The sequence below is a fragment of the Cytobacillus sp. IB215665 genome, assembly GCF_033963835.1.
Lineage (GTDB): Bacteria > Bacillota > Bacilli > Bacillales > SM2101 > Nanhaiella.
Genome location: NZ_JAXBME010000014.1, coordinates 39,427 through 65,943, shown reverse-complemented (window position 1 = coordinate 65,943; position 26,517 = coordinate 39,427). Strand labels below are relative to the sequence as shown.

At 33.4% G+C, this 26,517-nt stretch carries 28 protein-coding genes, 1 tRNA gene and 1 pseudogene; 9 read left to right on the top strand and 21 right to left on the bottom strand.

The window, feature by feature from the left end:
* Positions 1-60 precede the first annotated feature (60 nt).
* On the bottom strand, positions 61-714 hold the full coding sequence (locus tag SLH52_RS16230) for a hypothetical protein (RefSeq protein WP_320210320.1): 654 nt from the start codon (positions 712-714) through the stop codon (positions 61-63).
* Between the two features lie 346 nt (positions 715-1,060).
* The gene (locus SLH52_RS16225) at positions 1,061-1,681 is read right to left on the bottom strand and encodes an alpha/beta hydrolase (protein ID WP_320210319.1); all 621 of its coding nucleotides are present in this window, start codon (positions 1,679-1,681) and stop codon (positions 1,061-1,063) included.
* A 727-nt stretch (positions 1,682-2,408) separates the two neighbouring features.
* Between SLH52_RS16225 and SLH52_RS16220 the strand changes: the two genes are divergently transcribed.
* Positions 2,409-3,170: a hypothetical protein gene (locus SLH52_RS16220; protein ID WP_320210318.1), complete on the top strand. Its 762-nt coding sequence runs from the start codon at positions 2,409-2,411 to the stop codon at positions 3,168-3,170.
* An 849-nt stretch (positions 3,171-4,019) separates the two neighbouring features.
* On the opposite strand, the gene SLH52_RS16215 is transcribed toward SLH52_RS16220, so the two are convergent.
* The 5 genes and pseudogenes from SLH52_RS16215 to SLH52_RS16195 all read right to left on the bottom strand — a co-directional run bounded on the left by SLH52_RS16215 (position 4,020) and on the right by SLH52_RS16195 (position 7,813).
* On the bottom strand, positions 4,020-4,271 hold the full coding sequence (locus tag SLH52_RS16215; RefSeq protein ID WP_320210317.1) for a hypothetical protein: 252 nt from the start codon (positions 4,269-4,271) through the stop codon (positions 4,020-4,022).
* Positions 4,272-4,789: 518 nt separating this feature from the next.
* Complete coding sequence (locus SLH52_RS16210; RefSeq protein ID WP_320210316.1) at positions 4,790-5,185, bottom strand: hypothetical protein; 396 nt, start codon at positions 5,183-5,185, stop codon at positions 4,790-4,792.
* Positions 5,186-5,659: 474 nt separating this feature from the next.
* Entirely contained in the window at positions 5,660-6,715 is a 1,056-nt protein-coding gene (locus SLH52_RS16205; RefSeq protein ID WP_320210315.1) for a cytochrome D1 domain-containing protein, read from the bottom strand.
* Positions 6,716-6,858: 143 nt separating this feature from the next.
* A pseudogene (locus SLH52_RS23450) lies at positions 6,859-7,407 on the bottom strand (recombinase family protein).
* 13 nt (positions 7,408-7,420) lie between these two features.
* Positions 7,421-7,813 (bottom strand): hypothetical protein, encoded by a 393-nt coding sequence (locus tag SLH52_RS16195; RefSeq protein WP_320210314.1) that lies wholly within the window; start codon positions 7,811-7,813, stop codon positions 7,421-7,423.
* A 469-nt stretch (positions 7,814-8,282) separates the two neighbouring features.
* Between SLH52_RS16195 and SLH52_RS16190 the strand changes: the two genes are divergently transcribed.
* Complete coding sequence (locus SLH52_RS16190) at positions 8,283-8,708, top strand: hypothetical protein (protein ID WP_320210313.1); 426 nt, start codon at positions 8,283-8,285, stop codon at positions 8,706-8,708.
* Between the two features lie 353 nt (positions 8,709-9,061).
* Here SLH52_RS16190 and SLH52_RS16185 read toward each other — a convergent pair whose 3' ends face one another.
* Together SLH52_RS16185 and SLH52_RS16180 are read right to left on the bottom strand one after the other, a co-directional pair.
* Positions 9,062-10,117, bottom strand: a complete 1,056-nt coding sequence (locus SLH52_RS16185) for a cytochrome D1 domain-containing protein (protein WP_320210312.1) — start codon at positions 10,115-10,117, stop codon at positions 9,062-9,064.
* A gap of 193 nt (positions 10,118-10,310) precedes the next feature.
* Positions 10,311-10,562 carry a hypothetical protein gene (locus SLH52_RS16180; RefSeq protein WP_320210311.1) on the bottom strand — a complete coding sequence of 84 codons (252 nt, stop codon included), beginning with the start codon at positions 10,560-10,562 and terminating at the stop codon, positions 10,311-10,313.
* Positions 10,563-10,619: 57 nt separating this feature from the next.
* Between SLH52_RS16180 and SLH52_RS16175 the strand changes: the two genes are divergently transcribed.
* Positions 10,620-10,826 (top strand): hypothetical protein, encoded by a 207-nt coding sequence (locus SLH52_RS16175; protein ID WP_320210310.1) that lies wholly within the window; start codon positions 10,620-10,622, stop codon positions 10,824-10,826.
* A 6-nt stretch (positions 10,827-10,832) separates the two neighbouring features.
* Here SLH52_RS16175 and SLH52_RS16170 read toward each other — a convergent pair whose 3' ends face one another.
* The 3 genes from SLH52_RS16170 to SLH52_RS16160 form a co-directional block, all read right to left on the bottom strand.
* A complete protein-coding gene (locus tag SLH52_RS16170) occupies positions 10,833-11,276 on the bottom strand; it encodes a hypothetical protein (RefSeq protein WP_320210309.1) in 444 nt (147 codons plus the stop codon).
* A gap of 81 nt (positions 11,277-11,357) precedes the next feature.
* Entirely contained in the window at positions 11,358-12,416 is a 1,059-nt protein-coding gene (locus SLH52_RS16165; protein ID WP_320210308.1) for a cytochrome D1 domain-containing protein, read from the bottom strand.
* Between the two features lie 396 nt (positions 12,417-12,812).
* Complete coding sequence (locus tag SLH52_RS16160; protein ID WP_320210307.1) at positions 12,813-14,531, bottom strand: reverse transcriptase domain-containing protein; 1,719 nt, start codon at positions 14,529-14,531, stop codon at positions 12,813-12,815.
* Between the two features lie 656 nt (positions 14,532-15,187).
* Between SLH52_RS16160 and SLH52_RS16155 the strand changes: the two genes are divergently transcribed.
* Positions 15,188-15,634: a hypothetical protein gene (locus SLH52_RS16155; protein WP_320210306.1), complete on the top strand. Its 447-nt coding sequence runs from the start codon at positions 15,188-15,190 to the stop codon at positions 15,632-15,634.
* 187 nt (positions 15,635-15,821) lie between these two features.
* Here SLH52_RS16155 and SLH52_RS16150 read toward each other — a convergent pair whose 3' ends face one another.
* Positions 15,822-15,911 (bottom strand): putative holin-like toxin, encoded by a 90-nt coding sequence (locus SLH52_RS16150; RefSeq protein WP_320209868.1) that lies wholly within the window; start codon positions 15,909-15,911, stop codon positions 15,822-15,824.
* Positions 15,912-17,133: 1,222 nt separating this feature from the next.
* A complete protein-coding gene (locus tag SLH52_RS16145) occupies positions 17,134-17,319 on the bottom strand; it encodes a hypothetical protein (RefSeq protein ID WP_320210305.1) in 186 nt (61 codons plus the stop codon).
* A 223-nt stretch (positions 17,320-17,542) separates the two neighbouring features.
* Between SLH52_RS16145 and SLH52_RS16140 the strand changes: the two genes are divergently transcribed.
* The gene (locus SLH52_RS16140; protein ID WP_320210304.1) at positions 17,543-17,671 is read left to right on the top strand and encodes a hypothetical protein; all 129 of its coding nucleotides are present in this window, start codon (positions 17,543-17,545) and stop codon (positions 17,669-17,671) included.
* Between the two features lie 337 nt (positions 17,672-18,008).
* Here SLH52_RS16140 and SLH52_RS16135 read toward each other — a convergent pair whose 3' ends face one another.
* A complete protein-coding gene (locus SLH52_RS16135) occupies positions 18,009-18,251 on the bottom strand; it encodes a helix-turn-helix domain-containing protein (protein WP_320210303.1) in 243 nt (80 codons plus the stop codon).
* Positions 18,252-18,356: 105 nt separating this feature from the next.
* On the opposite strand from SLH52_RS16135, the gene SLH52_RS16130 reads away from it, so the two are divergent.
* Both SLH52_RS16130 and SLH52_RS16125 read left to right on the top strand, forming a co-directional pair.
* Entirely contained in the window at positions 18,357-18,731 is a 375-nt protein-coding gene (locus SLH52_RS16130) for a hypothetical protein (RefSeq protein WP_320210302.1), read from the top strand.
* Between the two features lie 133 nt (positions 18,732-18,864).
* The gene (locus SLH52_RS16125; RefSeq protein WP_320210301.1) at positions 18,865-20,061 is read left to right on the top strand and encodes a site-specific integrase; all 1,197 of its coding nucleotides are present in this window, start codon (positions 18,865-18,867) and stop codon (positions 20,059-20,061) included.
* A 96-nt stretch (positions 20,062-20,157) separates the two neighbouring features.
* On the opposite strand, the gene SLH52_RS16120 is transcribed toward SLH52_RS16125, so the two are convergent.
* A tRNA-Val gene (locus tag SLH52_RS16120) sits at positions 20,158-20,230 on the bottom strand.
* 817 nt (positions 20,231-21,047) lie between these two features.
* Between SLH52_RS16120 and SLH52_RS16115 the strand changes: the two genes are divergently transcribed.
* Positions 21,048-21,566: a ubiquinol-cytochrome c reductase iron-sulfur subunit gene (locus SLH52_RS16115; RefSeq protein WP_320210300.1), complete on the top strand. Its 519-nt coding sequence runs from the start codon at positions 21,048-21,050 to the stop codon at positions 21,564-21,566.
* Positions 21,567-21,733: 167 nt separating this feature from the next.
* The gene (locus SLH52_RS16110) at positions 21,734-22,177 is read left to right on the top strand and encodes a hypothetical protein (protein WP_320210299.1); all 444 of its coding nucleotides are present in this window, start codon (positions 21,734-21,736) and stop codon (positions 22,175-22,177) included.
* Positions 22,178-22,213: 36 nt separating this feature from the next.
* Here the strand turns inward: SLH52_RS16110 and SLH52_RS16105 are convergent, their stop codons facing one another.
* The 5 genes from SLH52_RS16105 to resA form a co-directional block, all read right to left on the bottom strand.
* Complete coding sequence (locus SLH52_RS16105) at positions 22,214-22,882, bottom strand: plastocyanin/azurin family copper-binding protein (RefSeq protein ID WP_320210298.1); 669 nt, start codon at positions 22,880-22,882, stop codon at positions 22,214-22,216.
* A 140-nt stretch (positions 22,883-23,022) separates the two neighbouring features.
* A complete protein-coding gene (locus tag SLH52_RS16100; RefSeq protein WP_320210297.1) occupies positions 23,023-23,679 on the bottom strand; it encodes a response regulator transcription factor in 657 nt (218 codons plus the stop codon).
* Between the two features lie 4 nt (positions 23,680-23,683).
* Positions 23,684-25,315, bottom strand: a complete 1,632-nt coding sequence (locus tag SLH52_RS16095; protein ID WP_320210296.1) for a histidine kinase — start codon at positions 25,313-25,315, stop codon at positions 23,684-23,686.
* Positions 25,316-25,525: 210 nt separating this feature from the next.
* Positions 25,526-25,963: a rhodanese-like domain-containing protein gene (locus tag SLH52_RS16090; protein WP_320210295.1), complete on the bottom strand. Its 438-nt coding sequence runs from the start codon at positions 25,961-25,963 to the stop codon at positions 25,526-25,528.
* A complete protein-coding gene (gene resA / locus SLH52_RS16085; RefSeq protein ID WP_320210294.1) occupies positions 25,960-26,505 on the bottom strand; it encodes a thiol-disulfide oxidoreductase ResA in 546 nt (181 codons plus the stop codon). The genes SLH52_RS16090 and resA overlap by 4 nt, the downstream gene beginning before the upstream one ends.
* Positions 26,506-26,517 lie beyond the last annotated feature (12 nt).

Below are 26,517 nucleotides of genomic sequence, written 5' to 3'. Positions count from 1 at the left end.
AACCTACAAAGCCCAGTAAAAAAGCACTCTATAAGAGCGCTTTTTTATAACACTTCATCATTATTCTGTTTCGTCCAAAGCATCAGGATAAACCACCGTTTTAAATACATCACCAGAAGTATCGTTTTTAACAAAGATCGTTACATCATAACTTTGTGGATCAACACCATTAAATAGTTGATAGTACATACCTGACATTCCTAATCCTAGTTGAGCAAAACTATCAAAACTGTTCTCGTAGTTTTCTTGATCTACTACTAATGTAAATTCTGAAAATGAATCATTATGTAATACATCTTTAATTGAAGGGAAGTCTCCATTATTCTTGTAATCTTCGACGGTCATAAGTATACTATCTTTAATTTCATCCATCATTTCTTTATGTTTAGACTTTGACATTACATAAGTAATAGTACCGTCATCATTTTGTATGACATCTTTTATGCCATCTTCTTTTGCTTGGGCCTTTATACTGTCCATGTCTTCTCCCTCAAAAAACGAGTTTGGTAAGGTTACTTCAACATTTAACAACCCTTTATCTACTTCAATTGACTCCGTTTCATTTTCTAGCTCAACATCTTTTGAATTTTCTGCCGACTCCACTTCTTTTTCTACATCTTCTTTACCATCACTATCACTTGCTTTTTCTTGACTACATGCTGAAACAAATATAGTTAGAAATACAACAATTGATAATATTAGTGTTCTTTTCATATTATTTCTCCTCCTTAAAATCCCTCTAATATTATACCAATAATTGTATTTAAGGGCAGTAAAAAACTACTTTATATTTTTATACTATTTCATTCTTCTTTTTTCTATTTGAAACATTGATACTAGCAATCACAATCTCCAACCCCTCTAAGAATGGATTTAATTCAGCATATTTTTCAAAGTATTATGAGTAAATCGGAATACCATTCGTAGTAAAGTTAATATATCTCACCGACACTAGATAATACAGATCTATTGTATCCAGTTAAGAGGGGTAATTTTCAAACAAAAAAGCCATATCAATGATATGACTTTCTAAGGTCCTTATTCCTCTATAGGCTTATCGTTAAAACTCATTAATATCAGAAATTACACTTTTTAATATATCAATAGATTTTATAGGATCTTTATCAAGATCTAAACTATGATTTCCACCATCAACCACTTTTAATATAAGGTTTTGATTGTTTTTCAATTTATCAAAGCGTTCCACAATAAAACAAGAACTATCTTTTTCTCCAAAAATACAAAGTCCTTTATTTTCACTGTTAACCATTGCATTAAATACATAATCATTTTGTATTAACGGTGTCAACCATATTACTTTAGCATCTTTCAACATTGTATTATCCAACAAATAGCTTAAAGCTTTTGTACCAATTGATTTTGCTACTACATAATACTTACTGTAGCTCTTGTCCTTAATTGCGTTGTCAATTGTAAGTTGAACATCTCTTGCGAAATCCTTTTCATTAAGTGCAGACATCTCTTGCCTATTAAATGAATAATTAATGTGTAATACATCAAAACCTTTATTGTAAAATAACCCCGTTGTATAGTGTAACAATGGAGATTGTGTTGAGTAACCAGCCCCAGGTAGGACAATTGCTAAGCTATTTGCTTCTTCTTTTTGTTCAATCAATCTAAAAGGGATATTCTTAGAACCTATAATTTCATTATTAATCATCATTTTTCACTCCCAAAAATTCACATTGCTCTCTCCACTATAAATCAATATCCTTATAAAACTGTAGCGTTTGTTGAACAACCTTTATGATATTTATTCTAAAGTACTAATATTTACTTTAAATATAATTTCTTAAAAACCGCCATCTTTACATAAGGCTGCTTTCTCATAAATATGGTTTATCATACTAGAAATTAAACACGCTTACAATTATATTTCGTGGTATCTTTCCTTCTATTTTAAGAACATTAGCAACAAAGTTTACGAAAAAAGCTCTTTCTTTTAAAAACACTGCGCCAATAGGACTTACGGGAACAGGTCTATCAGGTTATTTCACAAAGACATAATGCTAGCTGCCCAGGCACTCTGTGATCACTTGTAGCCTCATATAAACATAACCATAAAAGTGTACCTAACTAACCGCTAGATGGTTGTTATATTTCGGCTAGTACATCGAATTTTGCTGCGTGTGAATTTGATATAGTGTTCATAAATACGTTTACGCTTTCGTATGATACTCATATGGATATAAATTTGGTTAATAATACCCGCAAACGATTTTAGTCAGCACACTTTTACACAAAGTTTCGATTATTAATTAAACTGTAATTCAAACTATTATTACTAGTTCGAAAATATTTTTCATTGTTCAAAATTGTAAGAAATGATAGATTATTATTATGTTATAAATTTACTTTTAAACTCTTGTAAGGGATGGTAGGTTTTAATGAATGGATTAGAAACGTTAGCATTAGGTTTACTTATTTGTTTTTTTATTTTTAGGCAATATCAAATATATAATTATGACGAATTTCATAAAACAGTACCTGAAAAAAAAATAAAAAAACAAATCGTATCCAATAGAAGAGGATTAATAATTACTAATTTCCTCTTCGGCTTTATTATAATCTTGATTGTATCACCAGAACTTGTAGAAAAGTATATTGATTTAGAAGTAGGGGAAATAGTGAATGTTTCTAGTGTATTCGCTTCTGTTTTGATCGCATATTTGATTTATCACCAGCAAACCCTCGAAGGGATTAGAACAGAAATAACAATTAAGAAACTATTAAAAGAAAAACATGAGGAAAATAACAAAAGCTTAAATTCTCCTAAACTAAATATACAAATAAATGAAAATAAACAAAAGTTTTCGATTCCTATATTCAGTAGTAGAAACATGGATTACAAAATAGAATCTATATTACAAAATGTTTCAGAAAAAGAGTTACATGACGAGAATGTTCCTTACTATTCATCTGATTTATCAATAGCTAAAACCTTATTACCTTCTTTGCCAACATACAAAGATAACAATAATTTACACAACCTCAATGTATATCCAAATAAAGAGCTAGAAGTAGATGTAACAGATCATAATGGAAATGCATTTACAGCAATAGCAAGTGATGAGTCCGTTATTATTTGTATTGTTTTCCTCATGTTCAAAGATGTGCCTTTACAAATCTCTTGTGACACTGTACGTTAATAGCGATATTCACCATTGAATTCTCTTGAAATAGTTTAATAATTTCCAGAGGTTAAAGTAGTCAGGCATTCACTAATTAATAACGCCTTAAAACCTGAAGAAAAGGAAAATCTATGGCTGACTGTTCGTGCAAAGGGAAAGGAAACAATGAAATATTTTGTAATTGTCAGCTTGGTCAAATTACATTAAGTAGTGGTATGAAAGGGTCAGTATTTATAAAGAGACTGCACAAAAATTAGCTACTCTTCTTTCACAATAAAAAAAGTAGTATTTAATGATTTCGTCAACAATTCATAGTTTAAGAGAATTGTCCAAAAAGTATAAATTTATAGGACCATTGCGGCCCAAGGGACTCATAGATGATCCCGATTGGTCTCGGACCAGCAACCTCTACCTGACAAGGATAGAGTAGGCTAAACTGGAATAAAGCATAGATTTATAGGGGTTTCGTCTGTTTCCAATCAATTTATTTCTGTTCATTATTGGCTAATGCTGACACAATTGGTCTACAATTCATCAACAATTGATCAACACGCAAAAATATAAAAAGTTTTGCTAATAAAATAATGAGTAGTAAACACAACCAACTTGTGTTTATTACTCACTATTTTCATCACTAATTATGCATAACTCATATTCCAAAGTAATTTAACAAAATTAAGGTCCCCTATTTTTCCTCTTAAATTTTAAGAAAAGTTGACTGAGACTTATAACACTAATGAGCTTTTTATAACGATTAACCAAAAATAACCCTTCTAATAATTGGTATTATATTATACAAGCTAAAAAAAATTGAATGTGTTGTACATAGTCGTGCAAAAAAAATGTATTAAGAATCCTAAACATCAATTAAGTGTATCTGATTATATCCAAAACTGGAATATTGTAACCAGATCCTGCTGATAAATTGGCAGTTTGGATCTGAACTTCAATAGTATCACCCATATTAAGAGCTTGAAGCTCAATCACAGATACATTATCATCCACCTCGATAACAATATAAGCAAGTTTACTATCCGGTGTAAAAATGATATCTACGGGCACAACCTCTACTTGAATAGTTGCAATAACCCAGTGTGTTTTCGTATCAATTACTGACACTCCACCAATCACATTTCTAGTGAAAGAAACATAAGCTAGTTTCCCGTCGGATGAAATCGCAATATTATCAGCCCCGGCCTACCAACACTGTAGCAAAAACAAATTGTGTTTTCGTATCAATAACTGAAACTCTCTCACTTGAATTCACAACGTAAGCCAGTACCAGAGTGTACCAACCTCCTTACAATCGTTTTTATTAATGTATGCGAGCGTAAGGTCAAAGTGATTTTTTGAATCTGCATTGTTCTTCTATCTGATAAAGGCTATTCGCTGGGCGCGCTGGAGGGTCAGTCGTTTTCTCTTTGCGACATCACTCCGATTTGTGTATATCGCTGTATACGTCATTCGTTACTACTTACATAATAGCAGCTATAGGAACCAATACGCATTCACAAACGTTGATGTGACGGTATTTATAAAGTGAATCATATGCTTTACTACGATACAATACTGCATACGATTTCTACTTTAAGGCGAAAATGTTAGAAGGATATACGTCAGATGTGCTGTGCTGACACCTAACTACATGGCTCTGTCATACCATCACAATTTATATCAACAGAAACATTTTCATCTCCAATTATATCCGTTATTTCTACTCTTGTTACATTTTTAAATGAAAAGAGCTTGTTAGTGTTTTTAGTAGCTTGATCTAGAGTTATAGGCTGTATTACACCATTTACAGTAAAGTTAATAACTACTCTTTCATTTCCTGTTGGGTCAGAAACAGTAAGTTCAGCTTCACCGTGTAATCCAATTGGTCTCCCATTGTATGCCTCTATTACATCCCCCGTCGATAATTCTAAATAATCAAGAGATGAGGTTTCAGTAATCAATTGACACGGACAATCACACGTTTTTCCTTCCTTGATAGTACTCCCGCAACACGTTGTTACCTTTTTATATTGAGTCATTGTTATTCCTCCATAATCACAGTTTAATATGATATTATATAGCGTGAGTCTTATACTTGATTGGACGTATAAAACGAAACAACTACGCTTTTTTTCACTTGTAATCCTTTCGAGTCCCTACTTATAAAATGGTTTCCAATTTGAGCAATTTTCCGGGTTCAAATTCTCGCCGAAATATTCGTATGCGAGATAGAGCAAGTCACGCTCCATTGTGAATTCGGTTATAGCGTTCGAGTTTTTGATTACTTGGAAGTAGTCTTGCACGCTTTCCACCTGCATTTCGTCGGCTGAATCGTTTTCAGCGTCAATTAACGTAATAATTTCGTTTATTTCTTCGATTTAGTGCTTTCGTTGATCGTAGTCGAGCCATTCGCCATTTTCCCACGCCATAAGATCGTCCTTCTCTAGTTTTAGTGCAAGCCAAATAGCCCGCCGATTGATCGGGAGCGTGAATTTATATTAGGTTAGATTATATTAATACGGAGTAAATGCAATAACTAACGGTCTATCTCCAACGTCAATGGTTGCAATAACAGAATGGGTTTTTACGTCGATTACCGATACAGTTCCCTCCACAACATTTCCTACGCAAGCAAATTTTCCATCCGGAGTAAATTCAGAAAAAAGTTGATTGTTACCTACTTGAACTGTCGCTACCACAGCATGAGTTTTCGTATCTATTACCGTTACCGCATCTCCAGTTGAAGAATTGATATATACTAACTTTCCATCCGGTGAAATGGTGATCCCTGTAGGGGGCGTACTTCCAGAACTTACAAACACAGTTGAAATAGTAATGTTAGTTTTCACATCAACGACTGAAACTGAAGCATCGCTGGTATTCACTACGTAAGCAAGCTTCCCATCCGGTGTTATTTTCACATCGCATGGTTCATTTCCTACCCTCACAGTAGTGATAACAGAATGAGTTTTTGTATCTATTACTGACACGGTATTACTTGGATTATCAAACGATCCTTCATTAGCTACATAAGCTAACTTTCCATCAGGTGTAAATACGAATGCTACTGGAACCGACCCAACTGGAACGGTTGCTATTACAGAGTGCGTTTTCGTATCTATGACTGAAATGTTATTTGAACCCCTATTCACAACGTAAGCTAGTTTTCCATCCGGAGTAAAATCGACAAACACGGGCCTTCCACCCACGTTTACTGTAGCAATTACAGAGTGTGTTTTCGTGTCTATGACCGATATGTTATTAGAGCCAGCATTCGTTGCATATGCGAGTTTTCCATTAGTTGTAAAAGTTATACCGTTAACAAAATTTAAGTCTATCCCTAATGGGACAGTAGCAATTACTGAGTGTGTTTTGACATCGATTACAGACACAAAAGCCATATCACTTGCGTCATCTGCAAACAACACATATGCCAATTTACCATCAGGTGTGATTGCAATAGTGTCCGGCGGTCCTTCTACAGAAACAGTAGCAATAACAGCGTGGGTTGCCGTATCTATGATTGATATTGTTTGGGATTGGCTGTTTGAAACATAAGCAAGTACCATAGTGTACAGACCTCCTTACAATCGTTTTTACCAATGTATGCTAACTTAAAGATCAAAGTGATTTTTTGAATCCGCAATATTTCTCTGTCAGTTAGAGTGATTCTGATGGAGGCGCTTGGGGGTCAGAAAAATAAAAAAGACCGTCATGATTGACCGCCTTTTCCCTTCAATCTCTTAACCCGTATTAATGTACTCTTACTTATGCACATTACTTCCTCAACTTTTTTATCCGAATTACTCTCTAGTAACTCAAACGCATGCTCTATTTGTTTCCTGCTGTATTTCTTCGATTTACCTTCAACATAATCACTACGTTGTCTAGCTATAGCCTTTCCTTCCTGTGTGCGTTCAATAATCATATTACCCTCAAACTCAGCGAAACTCATGAATACGTTAAATATTAATCGGCCTGTCGGTGTATTTTCAATAACGCCAAGATTCAATATGTTCACCCTCACACCGTACTCAAACAGTTCTTTAATTATCTTAGTTCCCTCGACCGTCTACCGTTCAAACCTGTTTAGCTTTGTAACTATAAGCGTGTCGGTTGTGTTAATCTTATTCTATAACTCTTTTAATTGAGGTCGATCACCTTTTGTTCCGGTATAAAAATCCGAGTATATCACTTCTGTTTCCACTTGCTCCAATAGTTCTCGTTGTGTTTCCAATGAAGTATCCCACGTTGGGTGCACCGTGCAGACTTATTTACTTACAAGGCTCACTTACTCCACCCCAACGCATTAACCCAACAACTAAGTCCGGACCACTCACATACACTACTTCAATTCTAGTTACGTTGTCACATGTAAAAAATTTGTTAAAATCATCGAAAGTTAAAGATATAGACTTGTTTAATGTACCATTTGAATAAAAGTCAAACCTTACATCATCTCCCGCAGATGGTCCTTGTAATAAGAGTGTACCTATAATCCCAATTGCTTTACCATTGTATAATTCCGAGGATGTATTGTTACTACTTACCGAAAAGTTAGCCGTAATATTTTCAGGTAACGTTTGAAAACACGGGCATTCACACGCTTTTTCTTCCTTTACAATTGTACTTCCACAACATGTACTTACTTTCTTATACTGAGACATCGCTCAACCTCCATAATCACAGATTTACGATATAATATGCTCGTATTTTTACCGTGATTGGACTTACGACCTCAACCGACATCAAGGATAGAAGGGTTGCGTTACTTTTAATTGAGCTTATGATCCTATTTCTATGGAAATGTGCAGCAAGAATTAGTCCGCATTCTTTTATGAACTACTCATAAGAGCCGTATACCTTTTTCGCATCTCTATAAAACCCTTTAAGTGCCCTATACTCTGAGGATTAATCTTTTCTTCATTCGATAACATTTCAAATAATTTCTTTTTCAAAGATTCTGATGTCCAGTGACCATTTTTAAATATCCCCTTTCAAATTAATTAAAATTAAAAGCCAATTGCGTTGATTGCGATTAGCTGTTAAACATCAAAATATTTACTCATCCGTCTAATCAAAACGAGTTAATTAACCATACAATACCGCAAACAAACTATGAAATGAGGTAGAATAATGAGCGCGTATGTTTCAAAATCATCGTGTTGCGGTAGTACTAAGACGCTTACCACGTCAGAAAAGACCGTTTGTTGCGATTGTCCGGTTCCTACTTGTGATTTTATGGGAACTTATCTTGTAGAAGATACCGACCAATTTCAAATTTACTGTGGAGCTCCTACTTCTACTGGGGTTTTATGTGGAACTATTACTTTATTGACTGGTGATGGGCTAGAAATAAATATCACAACAAATGGTTCGGTTATAACAAAAAATATTCGACCATTAGCCAATTTAGCCGATAATAGCAACTCTATAAGTTTTTCTTTTCCAAATGTAACTGATATTACAGCGAACTGTGTGGATGATGAAGATGCTTGTAGGATTGAATACTCATTTAGAACAATAGAGAGATGTATCAGTACATCGGTACCTAATCAATAATCAACCGCCCTCAACCAAAATTATCTTGCTGAGGGCATCCGTTTTTATTTCGATGTAAGCAATTAACTATCCTATTAAAATCTCTGATTACTGTGATAAAGATTACGAAAAAATTTGCACTTTTAATGCTCGGCTTCCTTACGCCTGCAATGCCGTAGCTTGACGGAGATTAGTTATAAGGTAATCAACCGTGACTTCTTCGCCTGTTGAACGATAGATTACTAGAATGTTAGTTATCCTGTCACCTCCGTTATTACAAAATAAAAAAAGCACCAAAGATAGATGCTTATTTTACCTAAAAAGGTTTGAAATATTATTGGTGGCGTGCATGAATTTAGTTTAAGTTAAATTATTTACTGCGGTGTAAATGCAATAGCTATCGGTCTATCTCCAACATCGACAGTTGCGATAACTGAATGGGTTTTTACATCGATTACCGAAACTGTTCCTTGAGTAGCATTTCCAACATAAGCAAGTTTTCCATCCGGAGTAAATTCAGAGAAAAGTTGATTGTTACCCACTTGAACTGTCGCTACCACAGCATGAGTTTTCGTATCTATTGCCGTTACCGCATCTCCTTCCGAAGCATTGATATATACTAACTTTCCATCCGGTGAAATGGCTATTCCTGTAGGGGGTGTACTTCCAGCACTAACAAACACAGTTGCGATAGTAATGTTAGTTTTCAAATTAACGACCGAAACTGAAGCATCGCTGGTATTCACTACATAAGCAAGTTTCCCATCCGGTGTTATTTTAACATTGCGTGGTTCATTTCCTACATGCACAGTAGCGATAACAGAATGAGTTTTTGTATCTATTACTGACACGCTATTACTTGGATTATCAAACGATCCTTCATTAGCTATATAAGCTAACTTTCCATCGGATGTAAATGCGAATGCTACTGGAACCGACCCAACTGGAACGGTTGCTATTACAGAGTGCGTTTTCGTATCTATGACTGAAATGTTATTTGAACCCCTATTCACAACGTAAGCGAGTTTTCCATCCGGATTAAAATCGACAAACACGGGACTTCCACCCACGTTTACTGTAGCTATTACAGAATGGGTTTTCGTGTCTATGACCGATATGTTATTAGAGCCAGCATTCGTTGCATAAGCAAACTTTCCGTCTGCCGTAAAATTTATACCGTTAACAAAATCTAAGTCTATCCCCAATGGGACAGTAGCGATAACTGAATGTTCTTTAACATCGATTACAGCTACAAAAGCCATATCACTACCTGGATCTGAAAACAACACATAAGCTATTTTACCGTCAGGGGTGAACGCTATAGTGTCCGGCGACCCTGCTACAGATACAGTAGCGATTACATCATGGGTTTTCGTATCTATGACTGATATTGTTTCGGAGCCATCGTTTGATACATAAGCCAGTACCATATCGTACCGACCTCCTTACAATCGTTTATAACAGTGTATGCGAATTAAAGTCAAAGTGATTTTTTGAATCAGCATTGTTTTTCCACAAAACACAAAAACCGAAGCAACTTAACGATTGATCCCGCCTCAATTAACGATAGATTTTTTATGATACTACGAATCGGATCGTGATAACTGGCGACCCAACGCTTACCTACGTCAGTAATTTCGTATTGCTCGGCTTCTTTACGAGTAGATCGGCTGGCTTCGTGCAAAGTATATCGATAATGTTCACCGCGATATATAGCTTTTCCATTTGAGACGCGAATGGAGTATCTTTTAATAGTTCCGAGGCGCGTTGATAGACTTCGTGTTGCTTACCGTCAAAGAACGATTTGCCTCGCTTATATTTTGCTAAGCGTTCAACGTCTCCCGCCGGTGGAAACTGCTTGCCTATTTCGAACATTGCACCACCTCCTTTCGTTTAGTAATATAATTAATAGATTATAAGGGAGGTCTTACTATGACTTTTGGCTTTACGATACTTTCAATAGTCTTATGTGGAATCTTTTTGCTGTTATTTGGTAATGCTTCTTTAGCAATAATCTTTGGAGTTGGTTTAGGAGTTCTATTTAGATGTCTTTATCTGCTTAACGAAATAAATGATAAACTTTCAAAAATAAATCCAAAGACTGATAGAGTGCAAGAAGAAAATGAAAACAACGCATAACTATAATCATGCAGGCTTTGAAAGAAACGACGATTTAGCGTGAGATCGGGGCGCTGCGACTTCGACCTTATCATTACACTTAACGTATGATACTTCGTCCATTAGCCCGCAAATTTCATGGTGAAACGATGGTGCGTTTGCTAATACGTTGCTCGCTGGTTCGTTTTCCGCATCGAAATCGTAGCTCGGAATCCAGTTACCGGAGTTTTCAGGGTTCAAGTCCTCGCCGAAATATTCATACTCAAAGTAGAGCAAGTCTCGTTCGCCACGATGAATTCTGTTATAGCGCTCAAGCTTTTCTATTAGTTCGAAATAGTCCTGCGCAATTTCGACCGGCATATCTTCGGCTGAGGTATATTCAGCGTCGATTAACGTGATAATTTCGTTTATTTCTTCGATTTTATGCTTTCGTTGGTCGTAGTCGAGCCATTCGCCATTTTCCCACGCCATAAGATCGTCCTCCTTTCAGTTTTAGTGAACGCAAAAAAGCCCGCCAATTGGTGGCGAGTGTAAAGTCAAAGTGATTTTTAGTTAGTTCGGTGTGAATGCGATAGCTAACGGGTTATTACCTACTGGAACCGTTGCGATGATAGAGTGAGTTTTCGTGTCAATTACTGAGAGGTTATTACTACCGTTATTACCGACATAAGCGAGTTTTCCGTCTGGTGTAAAAGAAACAAAACTTTGTTGGCTACCCACTCGAACTACTGCTATGATTGAATGGGTTTTAGTATCTATGGCCGTGACGGTATTCCCAATTCGAGTAACAACATACGCTAATTTACCATTCGGTGTAATTGCTACGTTATCAGGCCGATTATTAAAGTTACCTACTTGAGTTGTATTTATTACTGAGTGAGTTTTTACATCAATTACCGAAACTGTGCCAATATTATTTTGATTTTCACTTACAACATAAGCGAGATTTCCATCTGGAGTAATTGTGACATCCTGCGAACTATTTGGGATAGTAACGCTTGCGATTACCGAGTGAGTTTTAGTATCTATTACCGACACAATACCCGGTTCGCTAAAATTAGATACATAGGCAACCTTGCCGTCCGAGGTAATGGCGATAGTATTCGGAAAATCGTTAACTGATAAGGTTGCAATAACAGCATGTGTTTTTGTATCAATTACAGACACTCTACGATCCATAACATTAGATACATAGACGAACTTTCCATCGGGCGTAATAGTAATATTCCCGGGTGCGTCTCCTGCGGTAACAGTCGCAATAACTGAATGTGTTTTCACATCAATAACGGAAATAGTGTTATCAGTCTGAACACTAAATACCCCCTGATTTGCGACATATGCTAATTTCCCATCTGGTGTAAATTTGACATCCACTGGATTACTTCCGACCGGTACTCTTGCTATAACGGAATGTGTTTTAGTATCGATGACTGTTACCGAATTAAATCCGGAGCCACCGTTTGTAACATACGCAAGCTTTCCATCAGGTGTGATCGCTATGTTAGTAGGAAAACCGCTAACTGTTAGCCTTGCAATCTCGCTATGTGTTTTAGTATCAATCACAGAAACATTACCGCTTGCAGTTTCGTTAGCAACATAAGCCAGTACCATATCGTACCGACCTCCTTACAATCGTTTATAACAGTGTATGCGAATTAAAGTCAAAGTGATTTTTTGAATCCGCATTGTTTTTCCGCCTGACAGCGCTCTTTCGACCGGGTGTCCTGTTTATATGAAAGGATGATGAAAATACATAAAACTATCTTATTATTATCGAAGAGACCATATATATAGATTGTAACCACAATTACTCCTTATTTATGATTTCAATATTAACACCGATATAATTATCGTTAATTTAAAAACATTTTCTTTTTTTTAAAAAAAGCTCCAACTCGTATATTTCACGAGCTAGAGCTTTTACTATTACGATTAATAGAACTTTAATTTTTATTAGCATTATTATAAACAATAAAAGAAGTAGTATATGAAGTAAAAACTCAATCATTACCATATTTTCTCTTTTTTATCAAAGACACTCTTCACTTCACTTATAGGTATCACCTCATTCGGATGTATTCCCTGACCTTTAACTGCAACTGCAACAACCTCATTTTCAGTATTTACAACTGGACCCCCGCTATTTCCACCAAAAATTGTTTGTGATACTTCATACCTGACTTCACTTTTTCCATTATGAGGTAGCGTTTTTCTCTCTCCAATAATTTTAGCATCTCTTCTACTAATATCCATTTCGTGAACGTATTCTGGATAACCAATAATATGAACCAGCATATCTGACTCAATTTTCTCGTTAGATTCAAAACCTAATTTTTTTATATCCAAACCATCAGTGCTTAGTATCGCTATGTCTTTATACTTATTATAATATTTGACCTCAACATATTTACTCGGTTGACCCAAAGAGTATTTTGATCGATGTAGTTTAATTTTTGGAGCTTCCATTTCTAAGTCGATAAGTTCTATAAACTTAGAAATTACATGTGCATTTGTTATTAAACCAATTCCCTTTAACAAAAATGCAGTACCCTGCCCAGTTTGTATTGAATGTTTTTCATCATCTTCTACAATATCATAAGACAATGATTCAATTACAAATGTATTCTTTTCCTGTATTTTACTCATATCTAACGAGATGTAAATAGAGGGTTCATCTAAATCCTTAACAATCTCATTGTACCTTCTTGCTAATTTAAGGTAAACTGGATCTTCTTTAGTTTTAACTTGCCCTAAATAAGATATCATTCCTCGTAATACGTCAAACATTTTAGGATGGTTTCCATGTTTCCTTTGCCTAAAGTTATATTTCTCATTAAATATTTCCTCAGCTCTTTTCAAGTTACCATCACTTTTATTTTTTTCAATACAATGAATAATTGTACGTATGTGCCGCACATATGATCTTTTTACATTTAACTTTTCATTTACTGTTATTCCTGTTACAGATAAATTCGCATAATGATTTTTTAGCCTAGTTTTGTCTTTATTTACTCTAAATCCATTTCTCTGAACTATAGACATTACCTTATCGGACAGTACAGTTGGCGAGTTATAATCTCTTCTATATGCAATTTCTGTTGGGAATCTCACATTAGATGTTGAAAAAGTAATATCATCGGCATATCTGGTATATACACATTTATATTTACGAGCTAATTCTGAAAGGTTTTTATCTAATTTATTAGTTAGTATATTAGCAATAATCGGAGAAGTAGCGGCACCTTGTGGAAGAAAACCTTTATAATGACAGCAAATATTTGCCAATATAGAGGCAACATCATCATTAAAATTAAAATATGTCTTAAACATTGCTCTTACACGTCCAAAATTAAAAGAGTGAAAGTAATCTAGAAGATCAAAATTCAGTATATTCCGCTGCTGTATGTGTTTTTCAGCATTTGAAACAATGCTACGTCCCTTAACAAACCCGTGTGAATTAGAATGATTATTATAAATTATGCTCAATACGTAGGCAAATTTTTTTTGAATAATAGATAAGTTTTTTTTTGGAGAATGTATAATTCTTTCTTTTCCAGATCTTTTTTTGATAGTAAATTCAACATAGTTCTTTTTTTTTCTAGATAAAAGTATCTTATATAAAATTTTCCCTTTTATTTCTAACAATCCTGCAACATCATTAAAATTTTCCAATGAACGAAATTTATTTACTAAAACAGTATCTGAACAAGCTAATTCGATATTCATATATTTTAATACCATCCATTTACTTCAATTATAATCATAGAAAGAGCAGGTATAAGCTGATCTATCTCAACATGAACAAGATTTTAAAGATTACTTAGCTCATAAGAAAAATGAACTTTCAGGTGGAGTAGCAGTAAAACAATTTCCTATTGAAGATGACTTCACTTCATTATCTCGAACAGCCTTAAAAATTATAAAAGATGAGTTAAACAGTGATGATCCCAATCGAAAATTAAATGCAGCAATTGCCGTCATGAGTATGAAATTGTCTTAACATAATAATTTCCAATCATTAAAAAGGGCTGTATCTTCTTACAGTCCTTTTCTTTTTTATACCTAATTTATACAAGAAATCCTGGAAATAATGAAATTCCCCTTCTCAAAAAACCCGTCAAATCAACAATGTATAAAACCGTGCATATTTAATAAATTTCCATTTTAATGGAACATTGTTATATCAACGTTTGTGAAAAAGTGTTGGTTCCTATAGTTGCTATTATGTAAACTAGAATTGAATATGGTATTCATTAATATACAGAAAAAATACTAATCAATGAAAATATTATATATTATTATAAAAATTTCACAAAAAAAGTGTGATAAATTTCAACTTCATTCGTCTTACATATGTAATTAATTTAAGGAGGAGATTTTAAATGTTTAATAGTTTATTACTTGCAGGATCTATCGGATTATCAAGCTTAGTAGGGGGAGGAGTAGTTGATACAGTTCAACCAGAAGTACATAAAGTATCTATCCAAGAGTTTGCTTCTATTTCGTTACTGGGGGTATCAAACTGGGATTTAGATGCACAAAAATTCAACGGAAATTATGACTTTGATACAACATCAAATAGTACAAATAAACATACATTCACACTTGGTGAAGCCGCCGATGTAAACTTTTATCTAAATAGAGATACTTCATTAGATTATAAAATGAAGATATCGAATAGCAGTGGTAGTTATACTGTAAGCCCGTCATCTGGTAACAGAGGAGTTCTTTACACATGGAAAAATGCACAACCCGGTACTTATACTGTCGAAATTAAATCATCTTTAAGTATGGAAGGCTCTTATAATTTGCAAGTAGCAAAGAAATAATTTTCCTTAATTGTACATTTTCCAACAATTATGATATTCTAATCATAGACAAGCATTAACTGCATACAATAAGAAAGACCGAAGGTGCTGTAACACCAACGGTCTAACAATAGACGATTCCTTCAGGAGTCGGCTTGAATAGTCAAAATAGACCACCAATCGCTCCGGCTAAAGAGTTAAGGGTGGTCTATTTTTTGCCGTTTTTATTGAAAGACAGTACTGAAATGATCAGCCCGCAAAATGCAATTGCCAACATCAACGCTTCAAATACCGTCATACGCCTCACCCCCTTTCAGGGAATGAAGCCGACCACCCTTAGAAATTCGCTATTGTATTCCAATTATACCATAGTTGCCCATACTGACGCAGTTTGCTGTGACAGTAACATCTACCATTCGTGGCATCTTTTCTCCTTTAATCAAAACAAAAAAGACTGAATTTCTTCAGCCTTAGTAACCTCACTAATCATTGTGTGTAATAGTATATTTTCACTCTTTAAAAAGCTTAAATCAATCAATTCTTCAGTTTTACTACTTTCCCGGAAACAGGATTAACTATAAACTCATATAGGTCTCCATTTTTTAAATTTATTACATCAAAGTAGTAAAAGCCTCCTACAAAGTAATAATCGTGTATAGTCCCTATAGCATACTTGACATCATCTTCATCCGGATAATAAATTACACTGTTTTCATATTCTGTTTGTATTAGAGTTTCCACCTTATAGTAAGCAGCTTTATAGGTTAGGTTAGGAAGAATAGAATAAAAAAGTATTAATGGCCCAATATAAAACAATAATAATATAAGAATAATCTTTTTATACTTCTTATTTAATAAACTAAATAGTAGAATCTTACTTTCTCTATCAAAGGATTTATTCACTATGTAGGGTTGTATAAAAATAACCATATAAAACACTAGCGCATAAATAATATTTTTATAAAAATGCTCATTAACGTAAGATAATGTTACAAATTCTATTGAACTAAATACAATAGCCGCGTAAAACCAGACTTTTCTCTTAGACATCATTGTTCAGGTCAACATTAGCATAAAAGACCTTACCCCTCCTCAAATCACCTTAATTTCTAATTAGTTTAATTAATAACTATCCCATCATCTCACTCGCAGTCAGACGTATCATCATAGCTTGATGGCTTAGTAGCATTATTCCTGTTCTAGACTACAAAGTAAGCAGTTGATAAATACACACTGCATTATTTTAATAGTATTTAGTATTTAATAGTATTTAGTAAGACTTTTGGTAATGTTATATCGCAAATCCTAAAGAGTGGAGTACAGGTTTACAGTTTACAAAATGCATTACAAAACAGTGGTTTTTAAGAACTTTTATTGTATAAACACCGGTAAATATTTTATATATTGTAACCTATTTTGCGGTTTATGGCAGCTACCGTGTCATTGGATCTAAAAGAGCGTTTCTTACCAAAGTATAAAAAAAGACTATAGCATTATTGCTATAGTCTTTTGGTGTCATTCTAGTTTCCTAGGTTAGGGTTTAAAATATGACCATCGCAACCAGCGAAACACATACCTGCACCACTACCACCATTAGTATCTTCCAAGTGATGATTTGGATCTCCAGCATAAGCTGATGAAGTTGTTCCTGCTGCTACTAATGCAACACCTAATACTGCTGATAGAATTATCTTTTTAATTTTCATAATATAATAGCACCTCCAAATATTTAATATATTTAAATAATATAGTGATAGAATTACCATGTCAAGAAAAATTTTCTTTATTTTGTTTTAATTTGTAATATTCTATCGAAATTTATATTATTTGATTAAATATGTTTAGTAAAACAAAATATTACAAATACTTATTAAATAAACTTTATTATATTTATGTAATAATATAATTATTTGGAGGTATTTGAATATTATGAAAAAAATGAGAAATATTGTTGTAGTTTCTGTAATTTCTTTTGGTTTACTAGCTGCTTTCGCTCCTTCAGATAATGAATTAGCTGGATGTAACGGCGTCCACTGTCTAGGGGTTTCAAGTTTATAATTTTCCTGTCAGAAGCTCCCCTTTTTTATCTAAGACTATGATAAGTGGCGGAGAGTTCGAAATAATGGAAATCATATTGTCGATTAAGAAAAAAAAAGGATTGTATTATACAGTCCTTTTTTTGACCACATTTTTAAAAGAGTTTTATACAAAATAATATACAAGAATTTCGCGAAATAATTTATTTACCTTTCCAAAAACCTCGTTAAGTAAACAAATGTATGTAACAATGCATATGTGAGAAATTTTAAGTTCAAAAGAATGTTGATATATCAGCATTTATAATCGACTCACTATCACTTTTGTTTCCTAAAAGAGCTGACATCCATTAGCCAGCTCATTCATACGGTCTGTACTTCTTTCTTAATTCTTCAAGCTCTTCTTTTTTTCCTCCGATATCAACACGTAAAAACAAGCTATCTCCACGTAATTTTTTTACTGGAGTCAGCTTACCAGAACTGATAAGCTGACTCATTCTTTGCCTTGTGACTCCAAGAATCTTGGTAGCTTCAGACGTTGTTAATACTTCCTCTATGATGAACTTTTCCACTTCTTCCCTTGAGTTTAAATGGTACTTCATGTGTATGGAGTCCTTATACCCAAAAGCTCCTCCATATTCAGCAGAAACAAATAAAATTCTAAATAAACTATATGTACAATTGGAGAAAAAAGGAGTTAAACAATAATGCCGCAGCAGCAACTTTATTTTGACTATGTAAATGGAAAGCTAGTGCCATACTTGTACGTACTTACATTGGATACTTGCGAAATTAAATGGGACAAGCATGTTTACTATTTCAATGTAATTAAACCTTTCGAACATGAAATATTTGATTTTGATAACTCACAGAATAGTGTATCTATTTTCTTATCAGATTTAATTTTAAATCAATCACAACCAGAACAACTAGGCATTAACTTGAAAAATGTAAAAAAACGAATTGGTACATATGGGGTTGATCAAGCAATTATTAATCAATTCATTCTACAAGTAATAGACGTAAATGAGGTATTAGCCTTGTTTCCGAACCAAAGAAAAATGTCCCTTTTGTTATCCTAATATTTTTTTAAATTAAAACAGAACATACATTCTTTGATAAGTACAATTACCTGTTACTTGATTTTGTATAATTTCGTACCTTTACACATACAAGGTTTTGATTAACTCTGAATTAAAGAAAGGAGTGGCGTTTATGGCTAGTATTCAAAAACGTGGCACAAACTCATTTCTGCTGGTTGTGGAAGCAGGTTATGATGCCAAAGGTAAGAGAATAAGACGAACAAAAACAATTCGTATAGATGATGATAAGCTACTGAAGACAACAAAGAAACTAAATAATCACCTTGAATTAGAACTAGCAAAATTCCGTATGGAAATAGAAGCTGGAGAATATATAGCTCCAGAAAAGATGACATTAGAAAGGTTTGTTTCAGAATGGGAAAACAAATATGCAGTGAGTGAACTTGGTGAATTAACTCTGGACACATATCTAAGACACTTACGAAATCATATATTGCCATACTTTGGGCACATGAGATTAGACCAAGTGAAACCAATTCAAGTAACAACTTTTTTACATGCTTTAGTGCGTAAAGATGGAAAAGAAAAACAGCTTTCTTCAGGAACAAAGATTTACATATATCGTGTGTTAAGAAATGTATTTCAAAGAGCAGTAGAATGGAAAATTATCCAACAAAATCCTGTCGCAGATGTTAAAAGACCCAGAGATACCAGAGAAAATGACATAAATGTCTATAATGAAAAAGAAGTAGAAATCCTGTTTTCATTAGTTCAAAATGAACCAAGTCATTGGCGTGTATTCACTTCACTTGCCCTAGCAGCAGGCTTAAGAAGAGGTGAGCTTCTCGGATTAGAATGGTCACATGTAGATTTTGAGAAAGGAACACTTTCAATTGAACAAACAATTGTTAGAGGGAAAAATGGAACATCTACAATAAAGGGAACAAAATCAAGGAAATCAAGACGAATAATCTCCCTTCCCCCATCAATAATGGAAGAATTAAAAATCTATAACCTTAAATGGAAGAAAGAAAAAATGAAAATGAGAGATCGTTGGATTGAAAATAATCATGAATGGCTCTTCTGTAACGAAAATGGCAAACACTTTTACCCAACTACCCCATCAACATGGTGGCGTAGATTCACCAACAGGGTAGAGGTCAGTTACATCCGTTTACATGATTTAAGACATACATCAGCTACACTATTAATCAACCAGGGGATACATGCAAAAGTCATTTCAGAAAGATTAGGCCATGCAGATATTCGAGTCACAATGGATACTTATGGTCACGTACTACAAACTGCTGATAAAGAGGCTGCACAAAAATTAGATGGTCTTTTTTCACAACAAAAAAGTAGCATTTGATGATTTCGTCAACAATTCGTCAACAATTCATCATTTTAGAGAAATCCCCAAAAATCAAAAACCCCTAGAACCATTGCGGCTCTAGGGACTCCTGGATGATTCCGACTGGTCTCGAACCAGCGACCTCTACCCTGTCAAGGTAGCGCTCTCCCAGCTGAGCTACGGAATCACAATATATTGTCGTGAATACTCTATATAATAGCTTGATATATTTGAAATGTCAATAACTTTTCATGACTTCAACTTAACGATCTCTCATTTTTTATTGGCTGTTTTCTCATTGATTGTTGCTTTTCAATTAAGTAATATATATACACAACTACCCTTGGAGGGACATTTCTTTTGAAAAACTATTTACAATATAGTAAATCCTTTCTTACTATGATAATTTGGTGACAAAAACAACAAATTTTTCTAAAAAGTCTTTTAATTTTAATATGATTGTGTGTCGGAATCCTCTATGACATCATCAATCCCTATTGTTACGAGAATATGTTTCCTGATCTTATAGAAAATAAGAGCTAGATGTTACCTTAAGTGCGATATACCTTTGATCACAAAAATGCCTATCCTTATGTCAAAGAAAACATGACAGTTTGAAGCTCTATTTTTGACAACAAAGTCATGTATTTATTTGGTTGTGATGATGTGAACCATGAACGATTTGATCTTACATAGATGATAGGAAGGTCTTTGCTTCATGTCGAATCACAAACTAAAGCAGCATATCAGTGTAAGAACAACATTTTCACTTATTGCAGATTATGCCTTATGGAACAATGCTTTTTTCAACTTATTTCCACATGAATTCAATACATCAAATGAACCTCATACAAAAAACATGCTCTTCTTGCTATGCCTTATTAGAAATATAAAACTAGAAGAAGAAAAAGAGAGAGTCAAGACCTCAAGTTTCTCCTTTTTCAAAATACATAAAATCTTCATAAATTTACGCTATTATAAACTTTAATAAAGGGGGTTAAAATATGATGGAGAAATGGAGTAGAAGAACGTTTTTAAAAAACGGTACTAAAGGTACTCTTGGTATGTTAACACTTGCTGTTGTTCCAATAAGTCTGACTGCATGTAATAACGAGGAAACAATAGATACTAGTTCTTTAGCAAAATTAGGATTGTTAGAGGACATAAAAAAAGGGCCTTTCCCTAAAAAAATCAATTATTCTACAACTATTCAAGATGCATGGGTCGAGCAAAAAAGAGAAGGATTTGTGTATGTAAATGTTGATCCCGAGGATGCTAATAACTTATTAATTATGTCTCCTGTGTGTACCCACTTGGGTTGTATTGCTGGTGAGGTTAGCGATGATGAAAAAAGTGAAAGTAATAAGGAACTAACATTTTATTGTCCTTGTCACGGAGGAGAATACGATGAATTCGGTATAAATACCGGTGGTCCGCCTCCACGTCCTCTTGACATCTTTCAACCCATTATAAAAAACAATGAAGTATATATACCAGTCCTAAGCAGCACAGAGCGTACTTAAATTTTCATAAGGATATTTTCAGATTGATTTTTCTTTTACTACACAAATATAATCATGTATACATCTAACGTTTGTAGTTGATCTAGGAAAAACTAAACTTAGTACCAGCAACAAATTATATAATAAGAGACTTTAAATACCAACAAATAATTGTCATAGGTGGTTTTATGGAAATCCTAAAGAAATTAAGTATAATTATTGTTGTATCGTTAATCCTTCAATCAGTTTGGGAATTCCTACAGTGTGGGATTTTTTATAATATGTCTTCAATGTCAATTGTTGAGCCACTCATGTGGCAAGCAATATTTGGGGACGTTAATATGACAATTATTTTGTTTCTTTTACTAACATTTATTCACGGAAATGATAAGTGGATATTTAATAAATTTAACAAAGTCACTTATATAATCATTTTCTTATATGCGTTAGCTTTAAGTTTTTATTTTGAGAGTTCAGCACTATATACTAAAAGATGGTCTTATTCAGAATATATGCCGTTAGTATTAAATACAAACATTGGACTTTTACCAGTTATTCAATTAATTGTTCTATTCCCTCTAACCTTCACCATTAGCAGGTTTATACTTAAAAAATTGAAAAGTGGGAGTTGACTACAATCAATCCTCACTTTTCAATGCGACCGATTTCTATTTTACCACAATAATCGTCCCAACCATTCCTGCTTGTTCATGCCCAGGAACACTACAATAGATTTTATATTCTCCCTCTTTTAAAGGTATAAATTTGATTCTACTGCTTTGCTCAACATCTACATTCATATGAATTGCTTCTTTTTCAACATCAGCTGACACTACCTTAACACCGAATATTTTATCGATGAAAGACACTTCATCAGGGTGTGCATCCATTTCATCCATATAAGTTATTTCAATGTCCATATCATAAGCATTTAAATCATGGAAAACCTTACCTTCATTTATTAAAATAAATTCATATTCTGTACCTTTTGTTAAAGTAATCTTTTCAGGATTAAATCCCATCTCAAATGCTGAAATTTCTATTACTTTGTCGTTACTAACAGCTTCATCAGATGACGCAGTTTCAGTTTTATCAGCACTTTCTGCATCATCGGTGTTTTCTGTAACCTCAATGTCTTCTATATCCTCAGTATTTTCTGCATTCTCAATTTCACTAGATTCTTGTTGACTACTAGTTTCACTGACTTTTTCATTAGAAATTTCCACGTCCTTTTCAACAGAAACCTCTTTATCTTGTACTGTTGAACACCCTGCTAGAAACACTACAATTATGAAACTCGAAAAAATGTAATGAATAAGATTTTTATTTTGCTTCATTTTCTACCCTCTTTCAGCGAAATTATATTTTTTTCACATTATTATTATAATTTGAATTGATTTAATAGTCTGTTAACCATATGGATAACAAACTAAAAAAAAGGAGTATTATTTCTACTCCTTTTTTTAGGTCATTTAGCCTATATATCCTTTAGTATTCCTGCTTGAGCTGCTTTAGCAACGGCTTGAGCTCGATTTGTGACATGTAATTTAGCGAGTACATTTTGCAAATGTTTTTTCACTGTATGGGGGCTTATATAAAGAAAATTACCAATATCTTTATTTGTATACCCTTTCGAAACAAGTTCTAAAATTTCCTTTTCTCGGTCACTTAAATTATTTATTTCTGATGAAGCTTCAACTTTAGTTGAAATAATCGAAAACTCTTGTAATATTTTATCAGCCAACCCTTTGGTAAAAGGAGGATATCCTTCATATGCCGATTTGATATAAGAAAATAATTCTTCCATGTTGAGGTTTTTTAACAAATAACCATTTGCACCATTTTTTATAGCATTAAATAAATCATGCTCTTCATCGGATATTGTTAGCATAATAATTCTTACGTTATTATTGAATGTTCTAATTTGTTTAGAGGCTTCTATGCCGTTTTTTTCTGGCATTTGAATATCCATTAGTATTACATCAGGATTCAATTTTTTTGTCAAAGAAATGACTTCCAACCCATCGCCTGCTTCACCTACTACCTCAAACTCAGGTTGTATGTGCAGTAATTGGACAAGTCCTTTTCTTAATACTTCATAATCATCACACACTAATATTTTAATTTTTTTCATTGAATCACCTATCTATTGGTATAATTAATTCCACAGAAGTACCTTGGTTTAATTTTGAATCAACTTTTATATTTCCTTGAATTAATGTTGCACGTTCATGAATCGTTTTTAAACCGTACTTTTTATCCATCTCCCCAAGATTTTCAAAACCTATCCCATTATCTTTGATTTGAATGTGGATTTTTTCATTAATTTTAAGTAAGCTCACTTTTACACTTGTTGCTTGAGCATGTTTATTAATATTATTGAACACTTCTTGAAAAATACGTAGGATATGCATTTTCACAAGTGCGGTTACATATTTTACATCTTTCGAAATCCCAATTTGTTCAAACTGAACATCTACTCCTAATTGTTCCATGTATTTTCTTCTATACAAATCTATTAGTTTAAATAAGGACAATTCGGTATCTTTTGATAAGCGAAGTTCAAATAAGTACTGTCTAATTTCATTATAGGTGGAATTAACTAGTTCATCCAATTGATATAGACTTGAGGAAAATTGATCTTTATTTAAATGATCTTCTGACGTTTTAGCTTTAATATATTCAAGTAATATTTTCATACTACTAATTGCTTGGGCTAATCCATCATGCATCTCTCTGGATAATCGTTCTCTCTCTTCAACAATTGCAATTTCCTTTATTTTTTCATATTGAAAGACATTTTCCAAGGAAATAGACAAAGTATGTAGAACATTAGTTAACACTTCATTTTTAGGAGTATCAGAATTCTGTAATATGAGGTATCCAATGATTTCTGATTTATCTTTTGTTTGCAGCTTTAAAAACATTAAAGAAGAATCACTATTTTTTGTAACTTCTACTTTTTCTCGGTACAAAGATAGGATAGAATTTTTATCAACTTTTCCTGTGGATACCACAGTTGGGTTTGATAGATCATTGTAATTGACAATAAGTAAACTACTACTATTACACCCCAATAAATTATTCACAATTGTTAGTGCGTTTTGAAGAACAACATGTTTATTCGATGTTAAACGTCCTAAAGATATAATTATCTTCGATAGCTTAAATAACTTCTCAGATTGGTATTGTTTTTTAGCTGTTTCTGTATATAAAGCTATTATTGTTGCCCCTAATTCTTTTTGAGAAGACAAGTCTCTTACTGTTAAAGCAATTTTATTCCTTAATGAATGATCGCTATATATTTTAGATGCTGATATACTTATGGGGATTTGATGGCCATTCTTTTTTATTAACTTTCCATCATACAATTTATTGAAGTTATCAATTATACCTTCTTCAATCCAAATCAATTCGTTTAGATGTAAAGGTTCGATTGTTTCCCTTCCACTCATAGTTATTGCACCTTGATTCATATGTTCCAACCTCATTTGTTCATTGAACAGGAAAATACCATCTATACTACTATCATAAAGAGCTTTTGCTTCTTTTTCTTTTTCATATTTCTTTTTCTCAAGTTTGGATAGGTTATTAAAAAAATATATGGATATTAAAACAATTCCCATTATAAAGATAGATGAAGAAATGACTATATCTGCATAATAGGATAATCGATGTATGATAAATTTATGACGGATTAGTTCATAAATTACGATTAGGGAGCTTGTAATAGCTATAAAAGAAATTTTAAACCTTGAGTAGCTCTTCAATTTTCCTTCCCCTTTTTAGGCTGTTTTCGCATATTGTTGTTTATGTACTAATAAAAAAGCATTTAATTTGTGTATTCTTTGTTTCTTACTTAGACTAACAACTAAAAATATAAAACGTATATTATGAAAGCAAAAAGCCTTTTATTATTACTATAACTGATCAATAATGCTAAAACAATTGGTAAACTGAGCTATTAAAACTCCCAATAACTATTGTTGTCCACTTTCCAAAGGACCAGACCAGAGGTTCATTCCACCATTTAGATTCCCAACCTTTTTATAGCCTTTGTCTATCAAAAACTGACTGCTGTCTGCTCCCATGCGTCCAGAGTGACAAATAAAAATGATCTCTTTGTTTGCATCTAGTTCTGTGTAACGATTCCTAATGTCATCAAAAGGTATATTGATGGATCCTGGTATATGATTGTTTTGATAAAGCTCTACTTCTCGTAAGTCAACTAGAATAACATCGTCTTTTTCCATAGCATTAACTACCTGCTCTTGGGATAATGAATTCCAGGAAAGTTCGCTTGTATTATTTACCTCAATGTTTTCATTTTTAGAATTAAATAAAAATTCCCCAACAGTTCCTAAAATAACTAAAACAAACAGCATTATCAGTATCAATCTGATTCTCTTTTGGTTCATTCTATCACTCCTTTTTCAGGTTGGATTCTTTTCATGTAATTATCAACATCCTGTTGAGTCATTTCTCCAACTATTTTATCTATTACAATTCCATCTTTGTCTATTAAAAAAGTTACTGGAATAGGTCCAACATTGTAGGCGTTAAGCACCTGTTCATCTTTATCTAATAAAATTGGAAATGTTAAATTGTATTGATCAACAAAAGATTGAACTGTTAATTTCGGCTCGCCTACATCTACTGCTAGCACTTCTACACCGTTGTCTTTATAATATTGATAAGAATTTTCAATAAAAGGCATTTCTTTTTTGCATGGTGGGCAATATGTAGCCCAGAAGTTTAGAAATACTCCTTTACCTGCTAACTCGCTAAGCTGTACATAGTCTCCTTCCAATGTGACCAATTTAAAATCTGGTGCTCTTTTACCTATAATAGCAATCTCTCCTTTTTCACTAGAAAAATTGGAGTACAACACATACCCGATAGCTAACACAAACCCTAACAAAATTAACCCTCGTAAAATAGTCCTTATACGCTTGTTCATCGCAGTTACCTC

What these genes read in the sequence shown, in the direction of transcription:
- SLH52_RS16090 (WP_320210295.1), bottom strand. Translation starts at nt 25,963, where the DNA reads ATGAACCAAAAGAGAATCAGATTGATACTGATAATGCTGTTTGTTTTA.
- SLH52_RS16220 (WP_320210318.1), top strand. Translation starts at nt 2,409, where the DNA reads ATGAATGGATTAGAAACGTTAGCATTAGGTTTACTTATTTGTTTTTTT.
- SLH52_RS16135 (WP_320210303.1), bottom strand. Translation starts at nt 18,251, where the DNA reads ATGAAGTACCATTTAAACTCAAGGGAAGAAGTGGAAAAGTTCATCATA.
- SLH52_RS16205 (WP_320210315.1), bottom strand. Translation starts at nt 6,715, where the DNA reads ATGGTACTTGCTTATGTTTCAAACAGCCAATCCCAAACAATATCAATC.
- SLH52_RS16195 (WP_320210314.1), bottom strand. Translation starts at nt 7,813, where the DNA reads ATGTCTCAGTATAAGAAAGTAAGTACATGTTGTGGAAGTACAATTGTA.
- SLH52_RS16170 (WP_320210309.1), bottom strand. Translation starts at nt 11,276, where the DNA reads ATGGCGTGGGAAAATGGCGAATGGCTCGACTACGACCAACGAAAGCAT.
- SLH52_RS16130 (WP_320210302.1), top strand. Translation starts at nt 18,357, where the DNA reads ATGCCGCAGCAGCAACTTTATTTTGACTATGTAAATGGAAAGCTAGTG.
- SLH52_RS16160 (WP_320210307.1), bottom strand. Translation starts at nt 14,531, where the DNA reads ATGAATATCGAATTAGCTTGTTCAGATACTGTTTTAGTAAATAAATTT.
- SLH52_RS16140 (WP_320210304.1), top strand. Translation starts at nt 17,543, where the DNA reads ATGAAAAAAATGAGAAATATTGTTGTAGTTTCTGTAATTTCTTTTGGT.
- SLH52_RS16125 (WP_320210301.1), top strand. Translation starts at nt 18,865, where the DNA reads ATGGCTAGTATTCAAAAACGTGGCACAAACTCATTTCTGCTGGTTGTG.
- SLH52_RS16225 (WP_320210319.1), bottom strand. Translation starts at nt 1,681, where the DNA reads ATGATTAATAATGAAATTATAGGTTCTAAGAATATCCCTTTTAGATTG.
- SLH52_RS16210 (WP_320210316.1), bottom strand. Translation starts at nt 5,185, where the DNA reads ATGACTCAATATAAAAAGGTAACAACGTGTTGCGGGAGTACTATCAAG.
- SLH52_RS16185 (WP_320210312.1), bottom strand. Translation starts at nt 10,117, where the DNA reads ATGGTACTGGCTTATGTATCAAACGATGGCTCCGAAACAATATCAGTC.
- SLH52_RS16145 (WP_320210305.1), bottom strand. Translation starts at nt 17,319, where the DNA reads ATGAAAATTAAAAAGATAATTCTATCAGCAGTATTAGGTGTTGCATTA.
- SLH52_RS16150 (WP_320209868.1), bottom strand. Translation starts at nt 15,911, where the DNA reads ATGACGGTATTTGAAGCGTTGATGTTGGCAATTGCATTTTGCGGGCTG.
- SLH52_RS16115 (WP_320210300.1), top strand. Translation starts at nt 21,048, where the DNA reads ATGATGGAGAAATGGAGTAGAAGAACGTTTTTAAAAAACGGTACTAAA.
- SLH52_RS16165 (WP_320210308.1), bottom strand. Translation starts at nt 12,416, where the DNA reads ATGGTACTGGCTTATGTTGCTAACGAAACTGCAAGCGGTAATGTTTCT.
- SLH52_RS16155 (WP_320210306.1), top strand. Translation starts at nt 15,188, where the DNA reads ATGTTTAATAGTTTATTACTTGCAGGATCTATCGGATTATCAAGCTTA.
- SLH52_RS16175 (WP_320210310.1), top strand. Translation starts at nt 10,620, where the DNA reads ATGACTTTTGGCTTTACGATACTTTCAATAGTCTTATGTGGAATCTTT.
- SLH52_RS16110 (WP_320210299.1), top strand. Translation starts at nt 21,734, where the DNA reads ATGGAAATCCTAAAGAAATTAAGTATAATTATTGTTGTATCGTTAATC.
- SLH52_RS16180 (WP_320210311.1), bottom strand. Translation starts at nt 10,562, where the DNA reads ATGTTCGAAATAGGCAAGCAGTTTCCACCGGCGGGAGACGTTGAACGC.
- SLH52_RS16230 (WP_320210320.1), bottom strand. Translation starts at nt 714, where the DNA reads ATGAAAAGAACACTAATATTATCAATTGTTGTATTTCTAACTATATTT.
- resA (WP_320210294.1), bottom strand. Translation starts at nt 26,505, where the DNA reads ATGAACAAGCGTATAAGGACTATTTTACGAGGGTTAATTTTGTTAGGG.
- SLH52_RS16190 (WP_320210313.1), top strand. Translation starts at nt 8,283, where the DNA reads ATGAGCGCGTATGTTTCAAAATCATCGTGTTGCGGTAGTACTAAGACG.
- SLH52_RS16105 (WP_320210298.1), bottom strand. Translation starts at nt 22,882, where the DNA reads ATGAAGCAAAATAAAAATCTTATTCATTACATTTTTTCGAGTTTCATA.
- SLH52_RS16100 (WP_320210297.1), bottom strand. Translation starts at nt 23,679, where the DNA reads ATGAAAAAAATTAAAATATTAGTGTGTGATGATTATGAAGTATTAAGA.